Genomic DNA, 25,594 nt, shown 5'->3' on the forward strand with positions numbered 1-25,594 from the left:
CGACACCCTAAGGTTACAACTGGTGGTTGTGGCCCGTGCTCCTCCGGTTGTTTGATCCCTGGCTACAGCCCTCGCTTGGATACTCCCGATCGCGGATCGGTTGTGCGGGTGAAGGGCAGGGGGATCGGGCATGAGGAGCGGGCACCGGCTGGGGCGGCGGTTCGGATGGTTCTGGGCAGCGTACGGGACCAGCGCGCTCGGCACATGGCTCGCCTTCGGCGCGTTCCCTCTGATCGCCGTCCAGGTACTGCACGCCGGACCGGCCGAGGTCGCCGCGCTGTCCTCCGTGGGGGCCGCGGTGGGCGCGGCCGTGGCCGTGCCGCTCGGCCCGTGGACGGAGTTCCGCCGCAAGCGGCAGGTGCTGATCGCGATGGACCTGATGCGGTTCGCGGCGCTGCTGACGGTCCCCGCCGCGTTCGCGCTCGGCGCGCTCACCTTCCTTCAGCTCCTGCTGGTCTCGGTCGTCGTCGCGGCGGCCGACATCACCTTCCGCGCGGCCTCCGGCGCGTACCTGAAGAACCTGCTGCCGGCCGAGGACCTGCTCGTCGCCAACGCCCGGTTCGAGTCCACGGCCTGGACGATCACGATCGTCGGGCCGCCGCTGGGCGGTGCGGCGATCGGGCTGCTCGGTCCGGTGGCGACGGTGGTGGCCGACGCGGTCAGCCACCTGCTCTCGGCTCTGGGCATCCGCGCGACGGGCGGGCACGAGCCGCGGCCCGAGCGCCGGAAGGCCGCACGCGTGCGCGCAGGGGATCTGCTCGACGGCTGGCGGTACATCCTCTCCGACACGGCCCTGCGTCCCCTGTTCTTCAACACCGTCCTGTTCAACGGCCTGGTGATGGCCGTCCAACCGCTGCTGGCCGTCCAGATGCTCGGACAACTGGGGTTCGCACCGTGGCAGTACGGCCTCGCCTTCGCCGCTCCCTCGATCGGCGGGCTGCTCGGATCACGGCTGGCCCGGCCGCTCGTCACCCGGTTCGGGCAGCACCGGGTCCTGGTCGCGGCCGGGTCGCTGCGTGCCGTCTGGCCCATCGGCCTGGCCTTCCTGGGACCGGGCACCGGCGGACTGCTGCTGGTGATCGGCGTCGAGTTCGGGCTCATCCTCTGCTGCGGGGTCTTCAACCCCGTCCACGCCACTTACCGCCTCCACCGCATCGTGACCGACCGGGTCACCCGCACACTGACCGCCTGGGCGGTGACGACCAAGGCCACGACCGCACTTCTGACGGCCCTGTGGGGCGTGCTGGGCAGCCTGCTCGGTCCGCGCACGGCCGTCGGACTGGCCGGTGCGCTCCTGCTGGCGACCCCGCTGCTGCTCCGCCGCCGCGAGGAAGCCCTTCCCGCCGAGCCGAAGCCGGCACGGAACCGAGCCTGACGGACCGCCGAACCCCTTACACGATCGGGTTGCGCCGGCCGGCCGGGGCGCGGGCCGAGCCGACGTCGGAGGGGCCGACGACTCCCGCAGCCGCGCCCAGGGAAACAGGCGCGTCTGCGGCAGCCTTCGGGGCACCGCGTGCATCGAACACGCATGAAGCCCGAGCGCACGACGTCCGGGGCAGTGCCGGCTGCCGTGGTGCTCGCCCTGGCACCCGGTGCGACCGCTGCGGCCGCCGATCCGTCCCCTCTGCCGACGCAGGCGTACGCGACGATCAGTGCCGGCGAGCAGATCGACGTGGGACCGGCGGCACAGTCGGCCCATGTGAGCCGGATGTCCTGGGACGGCGGGGGCGCAGGTTCCCCTCCCCACCAACGAGACGCGCGTGACCTGGCGGGCATCGCGGGCGTCTCGGCCGACGACCCGAGGTGCGAGACCGACGGGCAGGTCTTCACCTGCGTCGGCAAGGCATCCACGCAGATCCGGTCGGCCGACTTCACCCTGCGCGCGGCCACGGGCGCGGCACTCGGCGACACCGGCACGACCGAGTACACCGTCACCGCCGGGCACGCGACCGGTGCCACCGCGACGGCGAAGGCGGTCGTCGGCGTCCCGAACCTGGTCGTCGGCAAGGTGCCGGACACGACGCACGCCGCCATCGGATCCCGGATCGACATCCCGCTGCGGCTCCGCGACACCGGTGATCCGGCCACGGACCGGCGCATCCAGCCGCGCCGGACATCGGAGGGCGGCCCGCTCCTCGACCACAAGTTCTCCAACTGCGCCTACGACGAAGGCTTCGATCCCGAACCGGCCGGCGCCGCGGGCGCTCCCGCTGACACCGCCGAAGGACCGGTACGGGAAGCGGCGCACGGTTGCCCGGCGCTCACACCTGGGGGACCGTTTATTCGTTTGGCGGCCGCGCAGGCATGTGATGGGATCGGGTGCAACGGGGGCGGCTCCCTGACGCGCATCCTTCTCACCTTCTGCAAAAAGACCCAGCGCGCCCACTCTCCGCCCCCGTTCCTCTGTCCTGGTCGTCGTGGAGGGTTCCCCTGTTGCTCGCTGCCGAGTCCGTACTGCTGCGCCGTATCCAGACCGTGTACGTGGAGGGGGCGTTCGCGCCCGGCGGCGGAACAGGACCGGCACTGCGCCGGCTCGAGGCCGAACTGCTCGGCCGCGGCCACGTCCTCTCTCCCCGACTGCACGCGGCGCTCGACTCGCTGAGCTCCGAGGAACTGGCCGTCGCGCACACCCGCCTGGTCGGGCTGACCGACGACCTGCTCGGCTCCGACCGCACCCACGTCCCGCTCTTCCGCCGGTTCCCGCGCACCGTGCCGCGGAACACCGAGGCGCTGTACGTGGACCGGGTCTTCGCCTATCTGCTGCAACAGCCGGAACAGCCCTGCGTGCTGTGCGGCGAGGCACGCACGGTGTTCCCCGTCTCGCCCTGCGCGCACCTGGTGTGCCGGCTGTGCTGGGACGGGTCCGACTACGCGGGCTGCCCGGTGTGCCACCGCCGTATCGACGCCGACGACCCCTTCCTGCGGCCGGTCCGCGCCGTCGGCGCCGCCAAGGCACCGGTGCCCGGCCCCCTGCGGCTGCTGCGCCTGGGCACGGACCGGGCCGCCGACGCCACCGCCGTGGTCGACGCCCTGCTGACCCGCCGGACCCCGCTCTCCCCGCAGGACCGCGACGACCTGCTGACGCTGCTGCCCCTCACCCCGGCCGGCCAGGGCCTGCTGCCCCAGGACATCCCGGTCCGGGAGACCAAGGCGATGGTGCTGGGCGCGCTGGTGCGCGAGGCACCGGACGGCCTGCCACCACGAAAACTGCTGGCCGAGCGGCTCACCACCGCCACCGACGTGCTGCGGCTGCTCGCCGTGCTCTCCGGCGGTGACGCGGGACTGGTGACGCCGTCGCGGTTCACGAGCCCGCCACGCCCACTGCGCCGCGAACTGCTCTCGGTCCTCGACGACTTGCCGACGCCTTACCTCGTGGAGGACGTGCTGCGGCACCCCACGGAGTGGAAGCGGGCCGCGGAGGTCCTGCACCCCTTCGAGCGGCACGCCCGGCATCCGCGCGCCGCCCTCGCCTTCGCGGTCCTGCGCGGCACCCCGGTGGATCCCGGTACCGCGTTCGGTGCCGCCCTGCTGGAGACGGCCGCCGCGCACCCGGACGCCGTCCGCGTGGACGGCACCCGGATCCGCCCGGCCACCTGGGCCGGGCGGCTGGAACAGGCGGTGGCCGAGGGCGACGCGGGCAGGGCCGCGGCTCTCGCCGGGGAGCGCCCCGGCGAACTGGTCCGCCGCCTGGACCTGCTGCTCCGCCTGCACACCGCCGACACCCTCGAACCCGAACTCGAGAAAGCCCTCCTGCGCGGGCTGCCGAAGGTGGGTCCGGGCCCGCTGCTGTCGGCGCTCGGAGCGCTGCGGACGCGTACCGAGGACCGCACCGGCCGCCGCCGCGTGTTCTTCCCGCGCGGGGAGGTCACCCGGGCCCTGACTGTTCCGGAGCGGCGGACTCCACTGCCCTCCGGGCTGGTGACGGAGGCGATCACGCTGCTGCGGGCGGAGGTGCTGCGCCGGTTCGCCGCCGGGGAGCCGTACGAGCTGTCGGTGCTGGATGCCGGCCTGGCCGACCTCACCGTGCCGTTCACCGAGCGGTCCACCGCGAAGGCCCTGGTGGCGGTCCCCCGGGGCAGCACGCAGACCCTGCCCGAGGGCGCGGTGCTGCGGCTGTTCCTGCACTGGACCGAACCCCAGGGCAACCGCACGGACCTGGACCTCTCCGTCGCGTTCTTCGACGCCGAGTGGCGGTTCACCGGACTGTGCGACTACACCGACCTGGTGTACGGCGCGGACGCCGCGGTCCACTCCGGCGACCTCACGTCCGCCCCCGCGCCGCGGGGCGCCACCGAGTACGTGGACCTGGACCTGGAGCGGCTGGCGGAACGGGGGGACGTCTATGCCGTCCCGCTGGTCTTCAGCTACAACAACGTGCCGTTCGAGGAGTTGCCGGACGCCTTCGCGGGCTTCATGGCGCTGCCCGCACACGGCCCGCGGGACGCGTCCTACGATCCGCGCACGGTCCGTCAGCGCTTCGACCTGGCGGGCGACTCGCAGGTGTGCCTGCCGATGATCGTGGACCTGGGCCGCCGCCGGGCGCTGTGGACGGACACCCATCTGCCGTCGACGGGCGGCTTCCAGAGCATCGGCTCGCACGGCGGTGGCGCGCTGGCCGCGGTGGCCCGGGACCTGTGGGAGCAGTTCGGCTCCGGCAGCCGGACCACCCTGTGGGACCTCGCGGTCTGGCGAGCGGCTGCGCGCTCCGCCGAGGTGGCCGTGATGTCCCGGGAACCGGAGCCCGTACTGCTGCGGTACCGGCGGCGTCCGGACGAGGACGTGGCCGCGTTCGCCACCAGGGTGTCTTCGGCGGAGGACAGCGAGGAACATCGCCGGCACCCCGACCCCGACACGGCGGCGGCCGAACTCGCCTCCGGCAAGCGGGTGTTCCTGGCGACGGTCCACGGCGGCGTCGGGCCGGCGCGGGCATCGGGCACCCTCTACCGGCTGTTCCCCGGTCCCGGAGACGCCTCGGAGACCCTGGCCCGCGTGACGGCCGGCGACCTGGTCGCCGAACTCGGGTGAACCGGCGCCGAGGCCGGGGACGCACGACCGGGTGGTCCGCCGACGGCGGCGTGCTCCCGGGGCAGGTCTCCTCGAAGCGTGAAGGGAACCAGCGCCCGGAGGGACAGCGTCCGTCGATGCGCAAGATCGCCTGCAGGTCCGAAGGAGCTTGAGATGACCGGCACCGCCACCCGCTACCTCTATCTCGTCCGGCACGGCGAGGCGTCACCGGACGAGAGCGGTTTGACGGAGGCCGGCCGACGGCAGGCCACCCTGCTCGGCCGGCGCCTCCGGGACGTCCCCCTCACCGCTGTCCACCACGGCCCCCTGCCGCGGGCGGAGCAGACCGCACGCCTGATCGGCGACCAACTGAAGAGCGTCCCCCTGCACGTCTCGGAAGTCGCCGGTGACTACGTGCCCCACATACCGGAAAGGGCCGAACTCCCGGCCGAGTCAGCGGACTTCCACCTCCGCTTCCTCGCCGGTGCCGACGACGAGGAGCGGAAGCACGGACCCGGGCTGGCCCGCAGGGCGCTGGAACTGTTCACCGGGGCGGCGGACGGTGAAGAGGACCGGCACGAACTGGTCGTCACCCACAACTTCCTGGTCGCCTGGCTCGTCCGGGACGCCATGCACGCGCCGAGGTGGCGGTGGCTCGGCCTCGACCACTGCAACGCGGCACTCACGGTCATCCGCTACGCGCCCGGCCGGCCCGCCTCCGTCCTCCTCTCCAACGACATGCGGCATCTGCCCACCGAGCTGCGCTGGACGGGCTTTCCCCCCGAGCTGCACATCTGAAGGCCACCGGCAGGGCGTTGTCGCGCCTCAAGGCCGGCTTCCCTGCCGCATGGCCGACGGCCCTGTCCGGCTGCCCGGACAGAGCGCCCCCGAAAACACCTCGTCCGCGCTCGTCTCGTCCGGTACGGTCGCAGGATTGTTTTCACCGCCGGGCTCCCATGAGGTTCGCGTGTGGCCTTCCCGGCGGGTCCCAGGCTGAGAGCAGGTTTCGTCATGGCGTGTCGTATCGGTGAGCTCGTGCTCGGTTGCCGCGACCCCGAGGTGCTGGCGCGGTTCTGGTGCGAGGTCCTGGACTTCGTCGTACTCGATCGCGAGGACGACGGCTCGGTGGAGATCGGGCCGCGCGAAGGGTTCGGCGGTCCGCAGCCGACGATCTTCCTCAGCCGCAGGGACGAGCCGGAGAAGGGGAAGTCCCGGCTGCACATCGACGTCAACGCCACCGACCGCGATCAGGAGGCCGAGCTCGAACGCCTCTTGAAGCTCGGTGCGCGCCCGGCCGGCATCGGCCAGACGGGGGAGGAGCAGTGGCATGTCCTGGCCGACCCCGAAGGCAACGAGTTCTGCCTGCTCAAGGCTCGCCTCAACCCGCTCTGACGCTCATCGGCCAGGCCCCCGGCACCAGGTGCCGGGGGCCTGGCCCGAAGTCCGCGTACTCGCCGGCACCGGGCCGAGCGTGAAGCCGGCGTGGTCGTGCCGGGCGATCCCGAACCGGCCGCCATCCGGTTCCCCGGCATGATCTCCAGCTACGCGCGCTGCCGTCGAGCACGTCGTCGGCCAGGCCATGGCGCGAAGACGCAAGCCGGGCACGTCGCCCGGGGAAGAGAGCGGGCGGTGGCCGTCAGCGGTCGTGGAGGGCCCGGATCTCGTCGGCGACCAATGCGGGATCCTCCTCGGCCATGAAGTGGCCGCAGGAGACCGTGCGGTGCCGCAGGTCCCCGGCCCAGGCGCTCCACAGCCCCTGGGCGTGGTAGCCGAGTGCCGCGCCCCAGTCCCGCTGGAGGACGGTGACCGGCATGGCCAGCCAGTTGGCCGCCTCCCGGTCGGCGGTGTCGTGGTCCACGTCCACGCCGGCCGAGGCGCGGTAGTCGGCGACGATGGAGGGCACGGCCGCCGCGGACGCCGCGAGGTAGCGGGCGCGGACAGCGGCGGGGATCGCGTCGGGGGAGTCGGTCCAGGCGTCGAGGAAGTGGCCGAAGAAGGCGTCGGCGGACGCCTCGATCATCTGTTCCGGCAGGCCCGGGGCCTGGGCCATCAGATACAGGTGGAAGCCGACCGCGCCGGACACGCCGTGCAGGGCGTGCCACATGTCGAGGGTCGGCAGGACGTCGAGGAAGAGCGCCCGGGACACGGTGCCCGGATGGTCCATCGCGGCGCGGAAGGCGACGAGGGCGCCGCGGTCGTGGCCGGCCAGGACGAAGCGGTCGTGTCCCAGACGGGCGGCGAGACGGACCACGTCCCGGGCCATGGTGCGCTTGGAGTAGACGTCCGGGCCGCTTTCCGCGGGCTTGTCGCTGGCGCCGTAGCCGCGCAGGTCCGGGCAGACGACGGTGTGGTCGGCGGCGAGATCGGCGGCGACGTGCCGCCACATCAGGTGGGTCTGCGGGAAACCGTGCAGCAGCACGACCGGGGTACCGCTGCCGCCGACGGCGGCGTTCAGCGCGAGGCCGTCGCCGACCGGTACGCGGTGCTCGGTGAATCCGGGGATGCTCGGGTGGGTCACGGCGACTCCTGCGGCTCGTGGCAGAGTGGACGTCCCGGGCCCGGCGGCCCGGGTCGTCCGGGGACGTCACCCAGGCTGCGGGCCCCGGATCAGCGATCGATGAGTGGACACGCGGCACCCCCGGGGACGGCGCCGCGCTCGAAGGGACCGTGCCGTGGGTGTGGAGTTCGGACTGCTGGGGCCGGTCGCCGCCTGGGACCCCGACGGCGCGCCCCTGCCGCTCGGCGCGCCCCGCCACCGGGAGGTGCTCGGGCGGTTGCTGATCGCCCGCAACCGGGTGGTCCCGGTCGGCCGGCTCGTGGCCGACCTGTGGGAGGACGGACCCCCGGCCGGCGCGATCGGCGCACTCCGCACCTTCGTCGCGGCGCTGCGCCGCGCCCTGGAACCCGGGCGCCCTCCCCGGCAGCCGTCACGGCTGCTGGTCACCGACGGCCCCGGGTACGTGCTGCGCGCCGGACGCGAGGCGGTGGACGCCTGGAGGTTCGAGGACGCGGCCGCGCGGGCCGCCGGGGCGCCACCGCACGCGGCGGTCGCCCTGTGGGACCGGGCGCTCGCCCAGTGGCGCGGGCCGGTCCTGGCCGACTTCCCGGCCGCCGCGTGGGCCGCCGCCGAACAGGCCCGGCTGGAGGCGCTCCGCCTCGACGCGGTCGAGCGCCGTGCCGACGCCCTCCTGGCCACCGGCGCCGCCCGGAACGCCGTCGTCGATCTGCGGGCCCACGTCACCGCGCACCCGGGGCGGGAGGACGGATGGGTGCTGCTGGCGACCGCCCTGGACCGGTCCGGCCGCCGAGGCGAGGCCCTGGAGACCCTGCTCCACGCCCGTCAGGCCCTCAGCAGCGCGTACGGACCGGGCACCGGAGCCGCTCTGGTCCGCGCCGAAGCCCGCATACTCAGCGGCACCGCCGGTTCCGCGACCGAGCCGGCCGGGGCGGCGGACGGCGTCTGGGACCGCACGGCCGCCGCGTGGGACCGCTCGGTGCCCGCCCGCTCCAGGGCCCGGCTGTACGCCACCGCCGGCCTGCTGCGAGACCTCGCGGTGACCGGCGCCGACGGCCTGCGCGAGGCGCGCGAGCACCGGCGTGAGCTGGTCGCCGCGGCCGAGACGACCGGGGACACGGAGCTGGCCGCGAGGATCATCGGTTCCTACGACGTCCCGGCGGTCTGGACCCGGGCCGACGACCCCGCCGACGCCGACGGGCACGTCCGGGCCGCCTCCCGCGCCGCCGCCCGGCTCGGCCCCGACGGACCGCCCGCGCTGCGGGCCCGGCTGCTGTCGGTCGTCGCCGTCGAGTCACGCGGCGACGCCGCCGCGGACGCGCCGCTTCCCCGGGCGGCCGCCGGGGCCGCCGCCGAACCGTGGCGGCTGCGCGCCGAACGCGCCGCCGAGGAGGCCGTCCGCCTCGCCCGCCGCCTCGGTGACCCCGCGGTGCTCGCGTTCGCCCTCAACGGCGCCTTCATGCAGTCCTTCACCACCTGCGGATCGGCCGCCCGCCGGGACGCCCTCGGCGCCGAACTGACCCGGCTGGCCGTCGACCATCACCTGCCCGGCCACGAGGTTCTGGGCCGCCTCGTCCGCGTCCAGGCCCTCGCCGGTCTCGGTGACCTCGCGGCGGCGGACGCGGAGGCCGAGGAGGCCGACCGGCTGGCGCACCGCGACGAACGGCCCCTCGCCGCGGTGTTCACCTCCTGGTACCGGGCCCTGCGCACCTGCGAGACCGACGGATGGCCGGCGGCCCGCCCTCGGTACGCGAAGCTCCTCACGGAGACCGCGGGCCACGGCATGCCCGGACTCACCCGGGGAGCGGCCGCCCTCGTCGCGCTCGTCCCGTCGATGCGGGACGGCACCCTGCCCGACCCCGACGACTTCGCCGGCCTCGACGCCGGCCCCTACCGGCCGTGGCTCGTCCCCCTGCTGCTGGCCGCCTCCGGCGCCACCGAGCGGGCCCGGCAGGCACTCGCGACGGTTCCCCGGCCACCCCACGACCACCTCCAGGAGGCACTCTGGTGCGTACTGGCCCGCACCGCCGCGGCCGTGGGACACCAGGAGGTCCTGCGCCGCGCCCGTGACGAACTCGCCGCCGCCGACGGCGAGTCGGCCGGCGGCGGCAGCGGCCTGGTCTCCTTCGGCCCGGTCGCACGCCATCTGCGGGCCGCCGACGCGGCCCTCGGCGGGCGGAACCCGTCCTGCACGGGGCCGGCGGACGACGGCGCGTAGGAGCGGCGGCCACGACGCGAAGGACAGCGGCACGCTCCCGGGCACCGGCACGGAACGACCGCGCCCGGACGCGCCGGAGGTACCGCCGCCGCAGGCCGGGCGCCCGTTCCGATCGTCGGTGACGTCGAGGGGGCCGGGAGTCAGGGCGGTGCCGCCTCACGGGTGATCAGCCGCTGGGTCCCGGCGGCTTCCTCGTGCGAGCAGGTCGCCGCCCACCACGAGCGCGCCCTCGGCCGCGCACCGCGGCGCGGCGGCCCGGCCCTGGCCGCGGGCCGTGCCGGAGGCCAGGGCGTCCTTGTCCTCCAGCCGCTTCACGAGCCACCCTCGCGCGGCGCGTCGGAGACCGACCTGACGCCGCCGTGCGCGGTGAGCCCGCCGTCCACGGGGATCTCGACGCCCGTGATGAACGAGGACTCGTCCGACAGCAGGCCTCCACGGAGCCCGGTGGGCGGGCCGCCCGGTCACGGCCGCCGGCTCCGGCTCCCGGTCCGGCCGCTCGGCCCACGCGGGGAGGACGATGTCGTCGTACGGTCCTGTCCCCGCCCTGAGGCAGCCGAGCGGAACCGTCCGTCAGTCCTTGCCGATGACGACCACCTCGTCCGCGGCCGTCCACCGGCGCCGCTCGGCCTTGGGCGGGTTGACCCGCACGCCGTGACCGGGACCCGTCGACGAGCCGTCGCGGCTTCGGTAACCGATGGCGCATTCACCGCGATGACGTGCCGCGGCCACGACCGTGGCGAAGGACGTCTCGCACCCGGGCCGTACGTAGTCGGCGGCCGGCCGCAGACGGACCCCGGTGCCGTCGGCGGAGAACAGTTCCTCGAACACCGCCGCCAGGTGACGGTTCTGGGAGATCTGTGCCATGAGCAGGCCGATGAGCTTGCCGCTGATGATCACGTCGGCTCCGGGACTGATGGGGGCCAGCGCCCGGTTGCGGTCGTCGATCAGCTCGGTGACGACCGGCAGTTCGCGCCCGGTGGCCTCCTCCAGCTGGCGCAGCAGCAGGAGGGTGACGAGCGTGCGGTTGTCCGGGTCGTCCGGCGGCTGTCCGGGAGCGGGGTCCCGGCCGAGCACGATCACGCTGTCGTAGGAGTGGACGTCCAGACGCCGCAGGGTCTCGGGGCGGGTGACGTCCCCGTGGTGCAGCGTCAGGGCCAGGCCGGTGCCGCCGTGCGCGTCGGCCTCGTCCACCTGCCGGACCGTCGCCTCGTCGTCGTCCGCCACCACGTCGACGGCGGATCCGGGCCGGGCACGGCGGCGCAACTGGTCGATCATGAGCGGTGCCCGGCGGTTCCAGCCCAGCAGGAGAACCCGCTCCGCTCGCGCGGGTGCCGGTGGCCCGGACACCATCGCCCCCTTCTCGACCAGCTCCGCGCAGTCGCCGAGCCAGGCCGTGTCGTCGTCACGGGAGATGACGACGAGCAGGTCGTCCGCGGCGAGGGGCGTCTGCTCCGGCGGGTTGAGCAGGGGAGTGCCCGAGCGCACCATCCCGACGACGCTCGACGTCGGGTAGGACAGCAGCGCGTCGCCGAACGGCCGTCCGGCCAGGGCCGGTTCGGTGATCAGGTAGAACTCGTCGCCGGCGAAGTCGAGGAGTTCCTGGTGGACGAGGGAGAGTCCGGGGCGGCGCGCGGCCTGGACGATCAGCCGGGCGGTGACGGTGTCACTCTCCAGGATGACGCCGCCCGGCCCGGCGGCGAGACGGGCGGCCAGGCGGTAGCGGTCGTCCCGGACGGCGGCGACGACGGGCGGAAGGGCGGCCTCCGCGGGCAGGGCCGCCCTGAGCGCCAGCAGTGTCTTGACCACCTCGGCGTCGGCGTCCGGCTCGTCGTGCGGCATCACCAGCACGACACCGGCCGTCTCCGGGCTGGTCAGGCCGATCACGGCCGGGTCGGTGGTGGGACCGCTGCGGCAGATCAGCCGCGTACGGCCGCCGGGGCCCACCTTCGTGCTCAGGGCCTCCTCCATGGCGGTCTTGTCCCGGTCGGCCAGCACGGCCACCGCCGCCCGCCGCTGGTTGGCGTTGGCGGCCACCAGCTCGCCCACCACCGTGAAGACCTGCTCCGACCACCCCAGGACCACGGCGTGCCCCTGTTCGAGCACCGTGGAACGGCCCCGGCGCAACGCGGTGAGCCGCTCCGTCAGCGCCGTCGTGATCAGACCGACGAGGGTCGAGACGTACAGCAGGGCGACCAGCGCGAGCAGCAGCGACAACGTCACCCGCAGCGGCGTACCCGTCGAACCGCCCAGCCGCAGTGTCTCCCCGGTCAGGCGCCACACCTGCGCGAACCGGTCCGTCAGGGACGCCGGCGCGTCGGGGTCGGTCCACACCAGCACCGCGCTGGCCGGGACGACGACGGCCAGACACAGCAGCGCCATCCAGCCGACGAGGGCGGAGGCACCGCGGGTCAGCGTGCTGTCGAACCAGTAACGGGCCCTGTCGCCGAACCGAGCGCGCGGCTGCGCCACCCTTCCCCCCTAGGTCGCCCCGCACTCCGGCGGGCTCGCGCGGCGCCGCGTACGCGACGCGCCGCGCGAGCCCGCCGGAGAGCACGGATGTGGATACGCACCTGGCAGTGTGCGGGAAAGATCGCGACGGCATCGCGGGGTCGCCCGGCATTCATTCCTTCGGGTTCCCCGAGCCGTCCGCACCGGCCGGCCCGCCGTGACGTCAGGGTTCGTCGCCGCTTCGCTCCTTCGGGTCAACTCCGGGACGAAAGAAGGGTGTCCGGTCACGGCCACCAGTACAAAGGCCGCTATGACTGAAGATCACGCGGTGGTGCGCTCGAACGGCGGCTTCTCCCGGAGGAGCTTCACGGCGGCGGCCGGCACGGCCACAGTGGCGACGGCCCTGACCGGCGGTGCCGCCGCGGCCATGCCCGCACCGGCCGCCCCGGACGACAGCCGTGGCCCCGACTTCGACCGGTGCCTCGCCGTCGCCCGCGCACTGCTCGTCCTGGACTCCGACGACCACCCCCTCGTCCCGCGTTACCGACGCGTCCTCCGGGAGGGACTGCCGGCACGCCGGCGGACCCGCCCCAGGGACGTCCTGATCATCGGCGCCGGCCCGGCCGGACTGGTGGCCGCCTGGCTGCTGAAGAAGGCCGGCCACCGGGTGACGGTGCTGGAGGCCAACGGCAACCGCGCGGGCGGACGCGTCAAGACCTTCCGCACCGGCGGCCACGAACACGCCGCACAGCCCTTCGCCGATCCCCGTCAGTACGCCGAGGCGGGCGCGATGCGCATCCCCGGCAGCCATCCCCTGGTGATGGAGCTGATCGACCGGTTCGACCTGAAGAAGCGGCGCTTCCACTACGTCGACGTCGACACCGAGGGCCGCCCCGCCCACCGCACCTGGATCCACGTCAACGGCATCCGCGTGCGGCGCGCCGACTACGCCCGCGCACCCCGGCGCGTGAACCGGTCCTTCGGCGTCCCCCGGGCCCACTGGGACACCCCCGCCGCCACCATCCTGCGCTCCGTACTGGACCCGGTGCGCGACGAGTTCAGTCACGTCGACCGCGACGGCAAACGGGTCGGCAAGCCGCTCCCCGAGCAGTTGAAGGGCTGGGCCCGCGTGGTGCAGCGGTTCGGCGACTGGTCGATGTTCCGCTTCCTGACCGAGCACGCCGGCCTCGACGAGCGCACCATCGACCTGATCGGCACCCTGGAGAACCTCACCTCCCGCCTCCCGCTGTCCTTCATCCACAGCTTCATCGGCTCCTCCCTCATCAGCCCCGACACGCCCTTCTTCGAATTGGAGGGCGGCACGGCCGTACTGCCGGACGCCCTGCTGGAACGCGTGCGCAAGGAGGTGCGGTTCGACCGCCGTGTCACGCGCATCGAGTACCACCACCCCGACCGCGCCTCGTCGGACACCGAGCACGTCCGGAGCAAGGGACCGCACGTGTGGGTGGACACCGTGTCCGAGGGCCGTGACGGGCCCGTCGTACGCGAGCAGTTCACCGCGGACGTCGCCGTGGTGACGGTGCCGTTCTCCGGACTGCGCCACGTGCAGATCGAGCCGCCCATGTCGTACGGCAAGCGCCGCGCCGTCTGCGAGCTGCACTACGACAGCGCGACCAAGGTGCTGCTGGAGTTCAGCCGCCGCTGGTGGGAATTCGGCGAGGCCGACTGGAAGCGCGAACTGAACGCCGTCGAGCCGGGCCTGTACGACGCCTACCGCACCGGCCGCGCCACCGCGGACGGCAGCCTGCTCGGCGCCCACCCCTCGGTGCCCGACGGGCACATCTCAGCGGGCCAGCGCACCCACTACGCCGCCCACCGCGCGCTGACGCGCGACCAGCCGGAGGCGGTCGACGTCGTGGGAGGCGGATCGGTGTCGGACAACGCCAACCGGTTCATGTTCCACCCCTCCCACCCGGTTCCGGGCAGCGCGGGGGGCGTGGTCCTGGCCTCCTACAGCTGGGCGGACGACGCACTGCGCTGGGACTCCCTGGACGACGAGGCACGGTACCCGCACGCCCTGTGCGGCCTCCAGCAGGTCTACGGCCGGCGCATCGAGGTCTTCTACACCGGCGCGGGCCGCACGCAGAGCTGGCTGCGCGACCCCTACGCCTACGGGGAGGCGTCCGTGCTCCTGCCCGGGCAGCACACGGAACTGCTGCCCGTCATCCCGGTACGTGAAGGGCCGTTGCACTTCGCCGGGGACCACACGTCCGTCAAGCCGGCGTGGATCGAGGGAGCCGTGGAGTCCGCCGTGCGTGCCGCCCTGGAGATCCACACGGCATGAGCCGAGCGGTTCCCCGACCCACGACGCGGGCACGGGCCGCGGCGCACCGGCGCTGCGGCCTGCGGTGGCGCCCGCCGTCAGGATGCCGTGTCCGGGGTGTCTCCACGGCGCAGCGCACGGGCGCACCAGCCGATGACCATGGCGTTGATCAGTGCTCCGAGGACGATGGAGAGCAGGAACATCATGCCGCCTTCGGGAAGGACGATCAGCAGGACGAGACTGGCCGGGAGGGTGGCGAACAGCGGGATGACAACCGCCATGGACCCCTCGGAGGCGACCACGAGCGCCCATCCGAGCAGCAGTGCCCAGCCCGCCAGGTAGATACGGGCGGCAGCGGTGCCGAGGGCACGGCGTACACCGTGCAGGACGGACGGACCTGGACCGGTCATGGTGGTGGACTCCTGGATCGTGGTGGCCGGTGGCCGGTGGGGTGTCAGGCGGGGGAGTGGGGCGGGTTGGGGTGGGCGAGGCCGAGGTCGTAGGCGAGGATCGTCGCCTGGACCCGGTCGCGTAGTCCGAGCTTGCGGAGCAGCGCGTTCACATGGGACTTCACCGTACCGACGGTGATGCCGAGGCGTTCGGCGATCTCCGTGTTGGTGAGTCCCGCGGCGATCAGGCCGAGGACGTCGCGCTCGCGGACGGTCAGGCTGTTCAGCTCGCGGGGCGTGCTGCCGCCCGGAATCGCGGTGCTCGGTCCGGAGGCGTAATGGCCGATGAGCCGGCGGGTGGCGGACGGGGCGAGGACGCTCTCACCGGAGGCCACCACCCGGATGCCGTTCAGCAGTTCGCCGGGGTGCACGTCCTTGAGGAGGAAACCGGAGGCGCCGGCGCGCAGCGCGTCGAACACGTACGCGTCGAGGTCGAAGGTGGTCAGCACCAGGACACGGGGCGCGTCGGGACGCCCGGTGATGATCCGGGTGGCGGCTATGCCGTCCAGTTCGGGCATGCGGACGTCCATGAGGACCACGTCGGGTGCCAGTTCCCCGGCGAGCCGTACCGCCTCGGCACCGTCGGCGGCCTCGCCGACGACCGTCATGTCCTCCTCGGCGTCGATCACGGCGGCGAACCCCGCCCGTACGATGCCCTGGTCGTCGACGACCAGCACCCTGAGGCTCATCGTTGTCCCTCCTCGTCGTCCCGTGGTGCGGCCGGTGCCGCGGTCAGCGGCAGCAGGACGCGCACCGGACCCGACGGGCCGACGGCGACCGTCCCGCCGGCCATCGCCGCCCGCGCCGACAACTGCCGGCGCAGGGCGGAACGTACGGTGTCCGGAACGCCGATCGCCGTGATCGTCAACGCGGCGTCGTCCGCGTTGAGTTCCACCGCCATCGGCTCCTCGCCGCCGGCCGCGAGCACCGTTTCGCAGGCATGGTAGGCAGCCAGGTCCACGGTGCTGGGCAGTCGTCTCGGTATGCGGTCGGTCAGCCGTATTTCGACATCGCGGCCGGTGGCCCGGATCTGTTGGCCGAGGAGGTCGAGGGCCTGCAGGGTGGGCTGCGGCCGCAGCGCGGGCACGGCCTCGGTGTCCCGGACCGTGTCGAGCAGGGCGCGCATCGAGGCGAGGGCCTCGCGGGCGCGTTCGGCGACCTCGTCGAGCCGGCCCGCCTCGGCCTGCGCGATCATGTCGGCGGTCCGCGCCAGCACGGTGGTCTCCAGCCCGGTGGCGATCCGGCGGCGCTCGGCCCAGGCGTCCCGTACCGCCTCCTCGGTCCAGGCCGCGAGATGTTCCGCCTGCGCGCTGCGGGCGGCGCGGCGGTGACGCCCGCGCAGGGTTCCGCCCCACCAGGCCGCGCCGAGCACCAGTGCCGCCAGAACCGTTGCCCCTGGGGCGAGCACCCAGCCGGGGAAGGACGCGCCCCGGTGCAGAAGGGCGGCGGTGGTGGCCGCCGCGTGCACCGTCGTGGCCACCACCGGGCCGGTCCACGCGGGCAGGCGCCGGCGACCGTCGGCGACGGACGGGCCGGTGATCGTGCGGGCCGCGGCGGAGGCGATCACCGCGCAGGTGGCGGCCATGCTCAGCAGGGGAGGCAGGAGCACCCAGCCGGTGTACTCGCCCACGGCCATCGCCACCGGCCAGAGCAGGGCCAGACCGCACACGACCCCCTGGGCGGTGCGGGGCGCCCGGTGCCGCCACAGCAGTGCGAGCGCCTGCCCCGCGGCCAGCAACGCGAAGAGCACGCCTGCCGACACCCCCGGACCGCTCGACGCGGATTCCGTCCGGATGACCAGCACGGGAAGCAGCGGTTGCACGGCGAGACCGGTCGCGGCCGTCAGCTGCGCCAGACGGTACCGCCACGGGACCGGACGCTTCACCGAGGCGGTGGAGAGCCGGCCGGGCAGGACCGCGCTCACCTCCCAACCGCCTTCCGCCGTCGGGCCGCTGGTCAGGGTGCCGCCCGCTTCCCGGGCCCGCGAGCGCAGAAAGCCCTGGCCGCGCCCCGAGCCGAGGCCGGCGCCGTGCGCCGGTGAACCGGCCGGCGGTGCGGCGCTGGTGACGACGACCTCCGTGCGGGCGTCGTCGTACCGGCAGGTCACGGTGGTGTGCGCACCGGGCGCGTGCCGCGCCACGTTGGTCAGCGCCTCGCGCACGATGCCGTACGCCGCGTCCCCGACGGCACCGTCCGGCAGCGCGTCGATCTCGCACTCCACGTGCTGACCGAGCCGGGAGAAGCCGGCTACCAGCCCCAGCATCCGTTCCCTCGGCGACGGTTGCTGTTCCCGTGAGGGCGCCGGCGCCCTCACCGTGCCGAGCGCCCGGGTGACCTCACGGCCCGTCTCGGCAGCGAACCGCAGGGCCTCCTCGGCCAGTTCGGGTCGGCGGTCGCGCAGCCCGAGTGCCGCACCCGCCGTGACGACCACGGCCGTCAGATGGTGGGCACTGACGTCGTGCAACTCCCTCTCCATCCGCCGCCGCTCGACCGCCGGGAGCCGGTGACGCTCGATCTCGGCCCGCTTCAAACGCTGTTCGGCGGCCAGCCGGGTGCGCCGACTCCGCCGTACCAGCATGCCGGCGGCGGACGCGGCGGCGTACAGCACAGCCGTCAGGACGAGGTCGAGTCCGTCGCGGTCACTGAGCCCGTGCAGGGTGATGTCGTACAGGGACTGCCAGAGGGCGAGCGCCGTCACGCACAACAGGGCGGTGAAGGCGTCGCGTTCACCGGCCACGGTGAACAGGGCCAGGGCCACACCCGCTGTTCCCAGCACCGCCATGGCGCCGGTGGGCAGGGGACCGGCTCCCAGCGCACAGGCGGCGGCGACCAGGACGAGGGTGATCACCGGCTTCGAACGGCGCAGCGAAAGCGTGGCCGTCACCAGCCCGGCGACGAGGGCCGCCACGAAAAGATCGGCCCCCGCCGGAACGCTCCCGCGGATCACATCCGTCCCCGGCCACACCGCGGCCTGGACGCCGAGCAGCACGAGGGGCAGGAACCGGTCGTCGTTGTTCTTCATAAGAGATCAAGGTTATGGCCGCAGGCGAGCGGCTGTCCTCGAACTCGAGGCGGACCCCGTTCTCTTACCTGGGGTGGAGATGCTGCACCCGCGGTTCGACACGGCAATCGTCCCGTGGCGGGAGGAACGGGCGGTGCTTGCGGCCATAGTCTCGATCACATCGGGAAAGCGGCCGACCGACCAGCGGTTCCCGAGCTTTCCCGCCCATCGAAACGCCATTCGCAAGCAGGGGGATCCCTCATGTCCAAGCACGTTCTCGTCCCGTCCGCCATCGGCCTCGTCACCCTCGGTGCCCTCGCCGCCGGCGGCTACGCCATGGCCTCCACCGCCACGGAGCCGACCGTGGAGAACGGCTCCGCCGGTTACGTCGCTCCGTCCCGGAAGAGCGAGGGGAAGCTCTCGTTCACCGCGGACGTGAGCGACGACTCGGGTGTCCGCGAAGTCAGGGTCATCGCGTGGCCGGCGAGTTCCGAACTCGACCCGACCGAGCAGGAACTGCGGTACGTGGACAAGGCCACGTGCCGCGGCACCTCGGACGGGACGTCCCGCTGCACCTACACGCTGAAGATGACGCAGCGGGACGCGGCCGACCTGGCGGAAGGCACCTGGTACGTGTCGGTGCTGGCGACGGCGAAGGACGGCGACACGACGTTCGTGCCCCGCGCGGCCACGTTCGACGTCACCCGCTGACCTGCCACCGGGGCCGGACACCTCCGGGCGTCCGGCCCCGGCGACGTCAGCATGCTCCTGCCCCGGCCGTGCTGTTCAGGCAATTAAGTTGTGCACAATTTAATTTGAGGCTATGTTTCCTGCGAGGTCGGGACCGTCTCGCCGGCCCGACCCGATCCGGGCAACAGCCCGTACACAGAAGGACGTCGAAGATGCGCATCACCCGACCGACCCCGTCCGCCCGGCTGCTCATGCTGCTCGGCGTCACGGCCGTCGGCCTGTCCGTCACGGCCGTGACCCTGCCCGGCGAGGCCGGCGCGGCACCCCGCCACCGCCAGACCCGGCCGACGATCGTGCTGGAGCACGGCGCGTTCGCCGACGCCTCCAGCTGGGACGGCGTCGTCCAGCGCCTGGAGCGGGCGGGCTACCCGGTCGTGGCCGCCGCCAACCCGTTGCGCGGTCCGGCGAGCGACGCCGCCCATCTGCGCGGCGTCGTCCGCCACATCGACGGACCCGTGGTCCTGGTCGGCCACTCCTACGGCGGCACCGTCATCAGCCAGGCCGCCGTCGGCCTGGAGGACAAGGTCAAGGCCCTCGTCTACGTCGCCGCCTTCCTGCCCGACACCGGCGAGAGCTCCCTCGGGCTGACGGACAAGTTCCCCGGCAGCACCCTCGGCAATGTGATCGACTCGGTGAACTACACGCTGCCCGACGGCAGTCGGGGCGCCGACGTCTACATCGAGCAGGACAAGTTCCACCAGCAGTTCGCCGCGGACGTACCGGCCGGCCAGGCCCGGCTCATGGCCGCAGGCCAGCGCCCGATCGCCGCCACCGCGCTCGAGGAGAAGTCCACCGGGGCCGCCTGGAAGACCATCCCCTCCTGGTCCCTGGTCACCACCGAGGACCTCAACATCCCCGTGGCCGCCCAGCGCTTCATGTCGCACCGGGCCCACGCCCGCACCACCGAGATCGACGCCTCCCACGCGGTGTCCGTCTCCCGCCCCGGCGCCGTGACCCGCATCGTCGAGAAGGCCGCCCGCACGGTCCGCTGACCGCGCCCGATTCCACCCCCCCCGCACCACATCCAGCACCGAAAGGCAGCAACCACCATGCCGTTCATCAAGGTCGGCCAGGAGAACACCACCGACATCGAGCTCTACTACGAGGACCACGGCACCGGGCAGCCGGTCGTACTCATCCACGGCTATCCGCTCGACGGCCACTCCTGGGAGAAGCAGTCCGCCGCCCTGCTGAAGGCCGGCTACCGGGTCATCACCTACGACCGGCGCGGCTTCGGCCGCTCCGGCCGGCCCACCACCGGCTACGACTACGACACCTTCGCCGCCGACCTCGACACCGTGCTCGAGACGCTCGACCTGCGCGACGCCGTCCTGGTCGGCTTCTCCATGGGCACCGGCGAGGTCGGCCGCTACCTGGGCACCTACGGCTCCGCCCGGGTCGCCAAGGCCGCCTTCCTGGCCTCCCTGGAGCCCTTCCTCCTCAAGACCGACGACAACCCAGGCGGCGTCGACGGCGGCGTCTTCCAGGACATCGAACAGGCCGTCACCGCCGACCGCTACGCCTACTTCACCGCCTTCTACGAGAACTTCTACAACCTCGACGAGAACCTCGGCACGCGCATCAGTGAGGAAGCCCTGCGGGCCAGTTGGAACACCGCCGCCGGCGCCTCCTGGTACGCGTCCCTGGCCTGCGTGGCCACCTGGACCACCGACTTCCGCGCCGACATCCCCAAGATCGACGTACCGGCGCTCATCCTGCACGGCACCGCCGACCGCATCCTGCCGATCGAGTCCACCGGTGAGCCGTTCCACAAGGCGCTCCCGCAGGCCGACTACGTCGTCCTCGACGGCGCCCCGCACGGCCTGCTGTGGACCCACGCCCAGGAGGTCACCGACGCCCTGCTGACGTTCCTGGCCAAGTGACGAACACCCGGCGGCCTGCCACCGCCGGGAAACGAACCGCACGCACCCCGCCACCATCGCCGCGGTGGCGGGGTGCCGTCGCGGTCGTGCGGCACACGGGACGGCCGCACAGGGCGCCCCTCATGAACGGTGCTGCTCCGCGGCACCGCAACGCCCACGAAAGGACACTCCGCCGATGAAGCGCTCCACCCTGCGCCTCTCGCTCGCCACAGCGGCTGCGGGAGCGATGACGGTCGCGCTGCCGGCCTCCCCGGCCGCCGCGATCGACCAGACCGACTGCGGCACCAGGACGGACTTCGTCAAGGTCTGGTACAACGGCGGCACCGACACCAAGTGCTTCGCCGACGCGGGCACCGTGACTCCCGGCCTGCTCGACGTCGAGCGCATCACGTCCGGCGACAACAGCATCCACGTATGGCTGGGCAACGAGATCAGGTCCATGGACAAGTGGTCCTCCATCCGCGACGTCGAGAACCTCGACGCCACGCTGTACGCCCTGCAGATCCACTGACCACCGGTGTCCGACCACGAGAGGGAAACTTGTGAAAGGGCCACGACTTCGCCGCGTCCCGCTGTCCGCAGTGGTGCTCGCCAGTGCCCCTCCGGGCACTTCTGCGTCTGGCAGCACAGCAGCCACGGAGGCCGCTTCTTCTCGGACAACCGTGACACACCCGACGTCGGCAGCTACATGAACGACCGCACGACCTCGTTCTGGAACCGGAGCAACCGCGCCGTCTGCCCGTACCGGCACGAGAACTACGGTGACGACCTGGGCAGCTACGGGCCGGGCGCCGCCTCCGCGGCCATGCGGATACACAACGACCAGCTGACCGGCTTCCGGTTCGCGTCCGCGTAGGCCCGACCGCCGAAAAATGAAGGCCGGCGCGGGTGGCCCCGCTGAACAGCCGGACCGCCCGCGACCCGACCGGGTTCAGGCCTGCTTCCTCACCACGGGGACCTGCCGGTTCGACCACCGTCGACACCTGGACTCGATCCGCCGTGCCGCGGACGCCGATCCGACGGCCGCGTCACCCGCCGCGCCCGCGCTTTCGCCCTCACCGCATCCAGTGACCGTCGGTGCTCCATCCCAGAAAGCGCCGGGCGCGGCTGCCGTCCGCCGTTCCGTCACCGCCGAAAGCGCCGCCCTCGGCCACCAGGGCGAGGCCCGCCAGGGCGGGGGCCAGCCGGGTCGCGACGTGGGCCGGGTGACGGGCCGTCGCCTCGCCCAGGCCCGCGATGACCTGCCGCTGCTCCTTTGGCGGGCACAGGGACAGGTGGAACACCATCTGGCGCCATGCGTACGCGGCGTCCTTGATGGTGCCCAACGGCCGCGGGTTGTGGTGCACACGGGAGACCAGCAGGCACACGGTCACGAAACAGCGGCGTGCCAGGTCGGCCCAGCCGGTCCGCGGGGTGATGCCCACCCGGTGGACCAGCGTGGCCAGATTGTGCGTGGTGAGGATCTGCGCCTGCTCGATCACCATGCCGTTCGCCGCGACCGACCAGGACCGCGACGCCGTCCCGGCCCGCTCGGCGCACAGCCGCGCGAAGCCGGGAGAGGTACGGGCACCGTGGGAACGGGTCAGGGCCGTAGCGGTCTCGGTGATCGCCGTATTGCGGATCGCCGCGTAGTCGACGCCGTAGTAACGCTCGTACAGCGTGCCGCCGAGCAATGTGCCCGCGATCCGTGCCGCCGTCAGGAACTTCGGGCTGAACGTGCCCATGAAGATGTCGGCGGCCAGCTCCTCCACGAACGGAGCACCCAGGTCGCACCGGCGTTCAAGAACGCCGAACTCACGGACCAGCGGGTTGGGCAGGATCGTGCCGGGGAAGGCCTGCACGGCCAGCTCGCCCAGCTGCCGCAGCACGACGAGCGCGCCTTCACCGTCCGGCTTGCCCGGCACCGCGGACCGCTGCCCCGACACCGCCCGCACCCAGGGCAGTTCCTCGACGCGCACCTGCCGTTCCAGGTTGAGCAGGAGCAATGAGCGGCGGTTGCGGAACGCCCGGTAGTTCGCGGTCATCAGCGTTCGCAGTGTCTCGTCGCCGTACGCCTGCGCGGTGGTGGCGGCGACCAGCTGCGGCACCAGCTCGGCCAGGACCTCGGCGGACGGGACGACGCCCCGCTCCACCAGTGTGCCGAGCGGTGCGCTCAACGTGGACCCGACCACCTGGCGGATCACGGGCGGTACGACCGCTCCGGCGGGCAGGCCGGTCTCCCGGCTCTCCTCCTCGCTCACCGCGCCCAGGAGCGGGGCGACATCGGTGATGCCCGTCTCCTGCGGGAGCACGGCGAGCCGACGCAGCATCAGCTGGGCCAGGGCGTGGTGGGAGGGAAGCGCCGCCTGCTCGGCCTGGCTCCGGCGCAGGGCCGTGTGAGCGGTGGAGCCGGGCAGGCCGCGCCGCCGCACCATGGACTCCACCGCGTGCCGCAGCAGACCGAGCCGGCGCGCGTCCAGCGGCCGTCCGGCGACGGTCTCCTCCAGCGCGCCGCGCAGAATGCCCAGATTCCCCTTGGGACCGCGGTGCTTGGTGCAGCGGGTGTGTTCCGCGGCGAGCAGCCGGTAACGGCTGAGCAGAATCTCGCCGTGCGCCAGCCAGTCGGCGTCCGGGACGAGTCCGAGGACCCGTCCGTCCCGCGCCGTACGCAGCCAGTGGACGAGCAGCTCGTCGCCGAACGGCTGCCATACGGCGAGTGCCTCGCGCTGGGTCTCGACGGCCGCGTTGGGCCGCCGCCGTATCAGGGTGTCGACGGCCTCGGAGACGGTGCACCGGTGGACGGCCGCGGTGGTGACCGGTACGGGCCCGTCCGCCGGGCGGGGCAGGAACCGCAGCCGGTCGGCGAACGGTTCCAGTTCCGCCACGAGGTCGAGCGCCGCGTCGGTCTCCCCGTGCCGGACCAGCCAGGCCATGGTGAGCAGCGCGGCCTCCTCGGGCACGCCGATCTCGTAGCGGCCACTGTCCAACCGGTCGCCCAGCCAGGCGAGTCCGGGCTCGGTGAGACAGTGGGCGAAGAGCGCGCGCCGCTCGGCGGGCACCCCGAAACCTCGCGCGGCCTCGGTCTCGTACGCCTGGAGCGGGCCGCCCGCGCTCGCGGTCCCGGTGGCGAAGCCGCCCCGCACCACTTCAAGGGTCACCCAGGCCGGAAGCCCGTCCACGGGCGTACGCGAACCGACCGACAACCGGCCTGTGACCAGTCCCGTGAGGACCTCCCGCCAGCGCTGCCCGCGCACTTCGGCGCGGCGCCGGGTGCCGGCGTCCTCGTGGGTCAGCGCGGTCACGAAGGCCTTGGCCGGCTGGGCCTGCGGAGAGGACAGGGCCACGGTGGGAGGCTGCTGCTCAGCGTTGTCGTTCATAAGCCGACGTGGCAGGTTCCGCCCCTGCGCCCTCCGGGTCCCGAGCCCGGTGCTCTGCTGCTGAGCTACACGTCGATGACGGTTGACGTTAGACGTGGGGGTGATCGCCCCGCAATCGGGTTTTCTGCGGGCAGCAGCGCCCGAACACCTCACGGAGGAAGCCGGTCCGGAGCAGTGCGGCGAGTTGCGGATCGCGTGGCAGCAGGACCGGATGCGGTGCGTTCCGGGCGCCTCGGCGCAGGGGACGCCGGTGCACGGCACCGTCCTGCCGGACCAGGTGGCCGGACGATGCGGGATGCGCCTGGAGAAAGCCCTGGTCGACCAGGGCGGCGGCGCCCTCGTGCTCCGCCGCCTCGCCACCCCCGCCTCCGCCCGGCGCGCCGAGGTGGAGCCGCCCGCGTGAACGTCTCCGGACTCCTGCGGCTGCTGCGGACCGAACACGGAGGGACCACCGCACGGGCCGACAGCCCGCGCGAGCGGATCGAGGGGCTGACCACCGCGCCCTCGGCGAAGCCGAGACCCGTCTGGCCGAGGTCGCCGCCGTCCGCCTGTCCGGATTCTCCGGAGGGCTTCCGGGTAGCAGGGAAGGCGACAGTACATCGTGAGCCGGAACGAGGAGCAGACGTGAGTGAGCCGGCGTCCATCGCCCTGCAGAAGGAGATCGCCCGGGAACTGGGTGTCGCCGAGACCTTCGAGGCCGAGCGGGAGATCGAGCGTAGGGTGGCCTTTCTCGCCGAGCGGCTGACTTCCACCGGTCTGCGTGCCCTCGTGCTCGGTATCAGTGGTGGCATCGACTCCACCGCCGCGGGCCGACTGTGCCAGCTCGCCGTCGAACGGGCGCGGGCCGGCGGACACGAAGCACGGTTCTACGCGATGCGCCTGCCCTACGGGGCCCAGGCAGACGAGCACGACGCCCAGCTCGCGCTCTCCTTCATCCGGGCCGACCACGTGCTGACCGTGGACATCAAGCCCGCCGGCGACGCCGCGCTCGAGGCCGCGCTGGCCGCCGGGGTGCGCTTCCGTGACGTCCACCACCAGGACTTCGTGCACGGCAACATCAAGGCGCGCCAGCGCATGATCGCCCAGTACGCGGTGGCCGGTGCGTACGGCGGCCTGGTCGTCGGCACGGACCAGGCCGCCGAGGCGGTCTCCGGGTTCTTCACCAAGTTCGGCGACGGCGCCGCCGACCTGGTTCCGCTGGCCGGCCTGACCAAGCGCCGGGTGCGCGCCATCGCGGACGCGCTGGGCGCACCCGCCGCGCTGGTGTGGAAGATCCCGACGGCCGATCTGGAGAGCCTCGACGCGGGCAAGGCCGACGAGGACGCGCTCGGAGTGACCTACGACGTCATCGACGACTTCCTGGAGGGCAAGCCGGTGGACGAGCAGGCCTTCGAGACGATCGTCCACCGCTACCACCTCACCGACCACAAGCGCCGGCTGCCCATCACCCCCTGACCAGGCGGCGCCGTCCCCCGGATCGCGTCCCGGCGCGTTCGTCACCAGGGTGGGTGAGCGAATGCCCCGCCGGGACGGTGACGTTCGGCCGAGGCGGTGAAGGACACGACCCGGGAACCGTTCGGCCACCGGGGACAGCGCTTCACGAACCCCCGGGAGACACCAGGCCCCCGGACGTCCGGGCGGGCGTCCACGCCACTGCGGCTGAGCCGCGTTCCTGGATGATCTGAT

The 25,594-nt window shown here is 73.2% G+C and carries 20 protein-coding genes, 1 tRNA gene and 1 pseudogene; 13 read left to right on the forward strand and 9 right to left on the reverse strand.

The window, feature by feature from the left end; genetic code table 11:
- Window positions 1-130: 130 nt before the first annotated feature.
- The 4 genes from ACF1DX_RS26605 (at window position 131) to ACF1DX_RS26620 (ending at window position 6,396) form a co-directional block, all read left to right on the forward strand.
- Window positions 131-1,375, forward strand: coding sequence for an MFS transporter (locus ACF1DX_RS26605; RefSeq protein ID WP_391793655.1), 1,245 nt, complete (start codon window positions 131-133; stop codon window positions 1,373-1,375).
- Window positions 1,376-2,433: 1,058 nt separating this feature from the next.
- Window positions 2,434-5,025: an MXAN_6230/SCO0854 family RING domain-containing protein gene (locus ACF1DX_RS26610; RefSeq protein WP_391793656.1), complete on the forward strand. Its 2,592-nt coding sequence runs from the start codon at window positions 2,434-2,436 to the stop codon at window positions 5,023-5,025.
- A 153-nt stretch (window positions 5,026-5,178) separates the two neighbouring features.
- Window positions 5,179-5,802 (forward strand): histidine phosphatase family protein, encoded by a 624-nt coding sequence (locus ACF1DX_RS26615; RefSeq protein ID WP_391793657.1) that lies wholly within the window; start codon window positions 5,179-5,181, stop codon window positions 5,800-5,802.
- Between the two features lie 213 nt (window positions 5,803-6,015).
- Window positions 6,016-6,396, forward strand: coding sequence for a VOC family protein (locus ACF1DX_RS26620; protein WP_391793658.1), 381 nt, complete (start codon window positions 6,016-6,018; stop codon window positions 6,394-6,396).
- A gap of 244 nt (window positions 6,397-6,640) precedes the next feature.
- Here the strand turns inward: ACF1DX_RS26620 and ACF1DX_RS26625 are convergent, their stop codons facing one another.
- Window positions 6,641-7,522 (reverse strand): alpha/beta fold hydrolase, encoded by an 882-nt coding sequence (locus ACF1DX_RS26625; RefSeq protein WP_391793659.1) that lies wholly within the window; start codon window positions 7,520-7,522, stop codon window positions 6,641-6,643.
- 154 nt (window positions 7,523-7,676) lie between these two features.
- Between ACF1DX_RS26625 and ACF1DX_RS26630 the strand changes: the two genes are divergently transcribed.
- The gene (locus ACF1DX_RS26630; protein WP_391793660.1) at window positions 7,677-9,737 is read left to right on the forward strand and encodes a BTAD domain-containing putative transcriptional regulator; all 2,061 of its coding nucleotides are present in this window, start codon (window positions 7,677-7,679) and stop codon (window positions 9,735-9,737) included.
- A gap of 156 nt (window positions 9,738-9,893) precedes the next feature.
- On the opposite strand, the gene ACF1DX_RS26635 is transcribed toward ACF1DX_RS26630, so the two are convergent.
- The 3 genes and pseudogenes from ACF1DX_RS26635 to ACF1DX_RS26645 form a co-directional block, all read right to left on the reverse strand.
- Window positions 9,894-10,052, reverse strand: a complete 159-nt coding sequence (locus ACF1DX_RS26635) for a hypothetical protein (RefSeq protein ID WP_391793661.1) — start codon at window positions 10,050-10,052, stop codon at window positions 9,894-9,896.
- Window positions 10,049-10,165 (reverse strand): annotated as a pseudogene (locus tag ACF1DX_RS26640) (3-oxoacyl-ACP reductase); the annotation flags it as partial. The gene ACF1DX_RS26635 and the pseudogene ACF1DX_RS26640, both read right to left, overlap by 4 nt.
- Before the next feature lie 142 nt (window positions 10,166-10,307).
- Entirely contained in the window at window positions 10,308-12,206 is a 1,899-nt protein-coding gene (locus ACF1DX_RS26645) for an NAD-binding lipoprotein (RefSeq protein WP_391793662.1), read from the reverse strand.
- 289 nt (window positions 12,207-12,495) lie between these two features.
- Here ACF1DX_RS26645 and ACF1DX_RS26650 point away from each other — a divergent pair, with 289 nt between their 5' ends.
- Window positions 12,496-14,490 (forward strand): flavin monoamine oxidase family protein, encoded by a 1,995-nt coding sequence (locus tag ACF1DX_RS26650; RefSeq protein WP_391793663.1) that lies wholly within the window; start codon window positions 12,496-12,498, stop codon window positions 14,488-14,490.
- A gap of 77 nt (window positions 14,491-14,567) precedes the next feature.
- On the opposite strand, the gene ACF1DX_RS26655 is transcribed toward ACF1DX_RS26650, so the two are convergent.
- The 3 genes from ACF1DX_RS26655 to ACF1DX_RS26665 are packed head-to-tail and all read right to left on the reverse strand — an operon-like array spanning window position 14,568 to window position 17,940.
- Complete coding sequence (locus ACF1DX_RS26655) at window positions 14,568-14,879, reverse strand: SCO4225 family membrane protein (protein ID WP_391793664.1); 312 nt, start codon at window positions 14,877-14,879, stop codon at window positions 14,568-14,570.
- A gap of 44 nt (window positions 14,880-14,923) precedes the next feature.
- The gene (locus ACF1DX_RS26660; protein ID WP_391793665.1) at window positions 14,924-15,607 is read right to left on the reverse strand and encodes a response regulator; all 684 of its coding nucleotides are present in this window, start codon (window positions 15,605-15,607) and stop codon (window positions 14,924-14,926) included.
- Window positions 15,604-17,940: a histidine kinase gene (locus ACF1DX_RS26665; protein WP_391793666.1), complete on the reverse strand. Its 2,337-nt coding sequence runs from the start codon at window positions 17,938-17,940 to the stop codon at window positions 15,604-15,606. Before ACF1DX_RS26665 ends, ACF1DX_RS26660 begins: the two co-directional genes overlap by 4 nt.
- Before the next feature lie 240 nt (window positions 17,941-18,180).
- Between ACF1DX_RS26665 and ACF1DX_RS26670 the strand changes: the two genes are divergently transcribed.
- The 5 genes from ACF1DX_RS26670 to ACF1DX_RS26690 all read left to right on the forward strand — a co-directional run bounded on the left by ACF1DX_RS26670 (window position 18,181) and on the right by ACF1DX_RS26690 (window position 21,408).
- Window positions 18,181-18,630: a DUF5707 domain-containing protein gene (locus tag ACF1DX_RS26670; RefSeq protein ID WP_391793667.1), complete on the forward strand. Its 450-nt coding sequence runs from the start codon at window positions 18,181-18,183 to the stop codon at window positions 18,628-18,630.
- A 191-nt stretch (window positions 18,631-18,821) separates the two neighbouring features.
- Window positions 18,822-19,661, forward strand: coding sequence for an alpha/beta fold hydrolase (locus tag ACF1DX_RS26675; protein WP_391793668.1), 840 nt, complete (start codon window positions 18,822-18,824; stop codon window positions 19,659-19,661).
- A gap of 57 nt (window positions 19,662-19,718) precedes the next feature.
- Window positions 19,719-20,552, forward strand: a complete 834-nt coding sequence (locus ACF1DX_RS26680; RefSeq protein ID WP_391793669.1) for an alpha/beta fold hydrolase — start codon at window positions 19,719-19,721, stop codon at window positions 20,550-20,552.
- A 175-nt stretch (window positions 20,553-20,727) separates the two neighbouring features.
- Window positions 20,728-21,063 (forward strand): beta/gamma crystallin domain-containing protein, encoded by a 336-nt coding sequence (locus ACF1DX_RS26685; RefSeq protein ID WP_391793670.1) that lies wholly within the window; start codon window positions 20,728-20,730, stop codon window positions 21,061-21,063.
- A 6-nt stretch (window positions 21,064-21,069) separates the two neighbouring features.
- Window positions 21,070-21,408 (forward strand): peptidase inhibitor family I36 protein, encoded by a 339-nt coding sequence (locus ACF1DX_RS26690; RefSeq protein WP_391793671.1) that lies wholly within the window; start codon window positions 21,070-21,072, stop codon window positions 21,406-21,408.
- Between the two features lie 199 nt (window positions 21,409-21,607).
- Here the strand turns inward: ACF1DX_RS26690 and ACF1DX_RS26695 are convergent, their stop codons facing one another.
- Together ACF1DX_RS26695 and ACF1DX_RS26700 are read right to left on the reverse strand one after the other, a co-directional pair.
- Window positions 21,608-23,908, reverse strand: a complete 2,301-nt coding sequence (locus ACF1DX_RS26695) for a hypothetical protein (RefSeq protein WP_391793672.1) — start codon at window positions 23,906-23,908, stop codon at window positions 21,608-21,610.
- A 3-nt stretch (window positions 23,909-23,911) separates the two neighbouring features.
- Window positions 23,912-23,983 (reverse strand) — tRNA-Pro (locus ACF1DX_RS26700).
- 25 nt (window positions 23,984-24,008) lie between these two features.
- Here ACF1DX_RS26700 and ACF1DX_RS26705 point away from each other — a divergent pair.
- Together ACF1DX_RS26705 and nadE are read left to right on the forward strand one after the other, a co-directional pair.
- Window positions 24,009-24,311, forward strand: a complete 303-nt coding sequence (locus tag ACF1DX_RS26705; RefSeq protein ID WP_391793673.1) for a hypothetical protein — start codon at window positions 24,009-24,011, stop codon at window positions 24,309-24,311.
- Window positions 24,312-24,532: 221 nt separating this feature from the next.
- Window positions 24,533-25,363, forward strand: coding sequence for an ammonia-dependent NAD(+) synthetase (gene nadE / locus ACF1DX_RS26710; protein WP_391793674.1), 831 nt, complete (start codon window positions 24,533-24,535; stop codon window positions 25,361-25,363).
- Window positions 25,364-25,594: the final 231 nt, after the last annotated feature.

Source organism: Streptomyces sp. NPDC014676 (assembly GCF_043084105.1).
Lineage (GTDB): Bacteria > Actinomycetota > Actinomycetes > Streptomycetales > Streptomycetaceae > Streptomyces.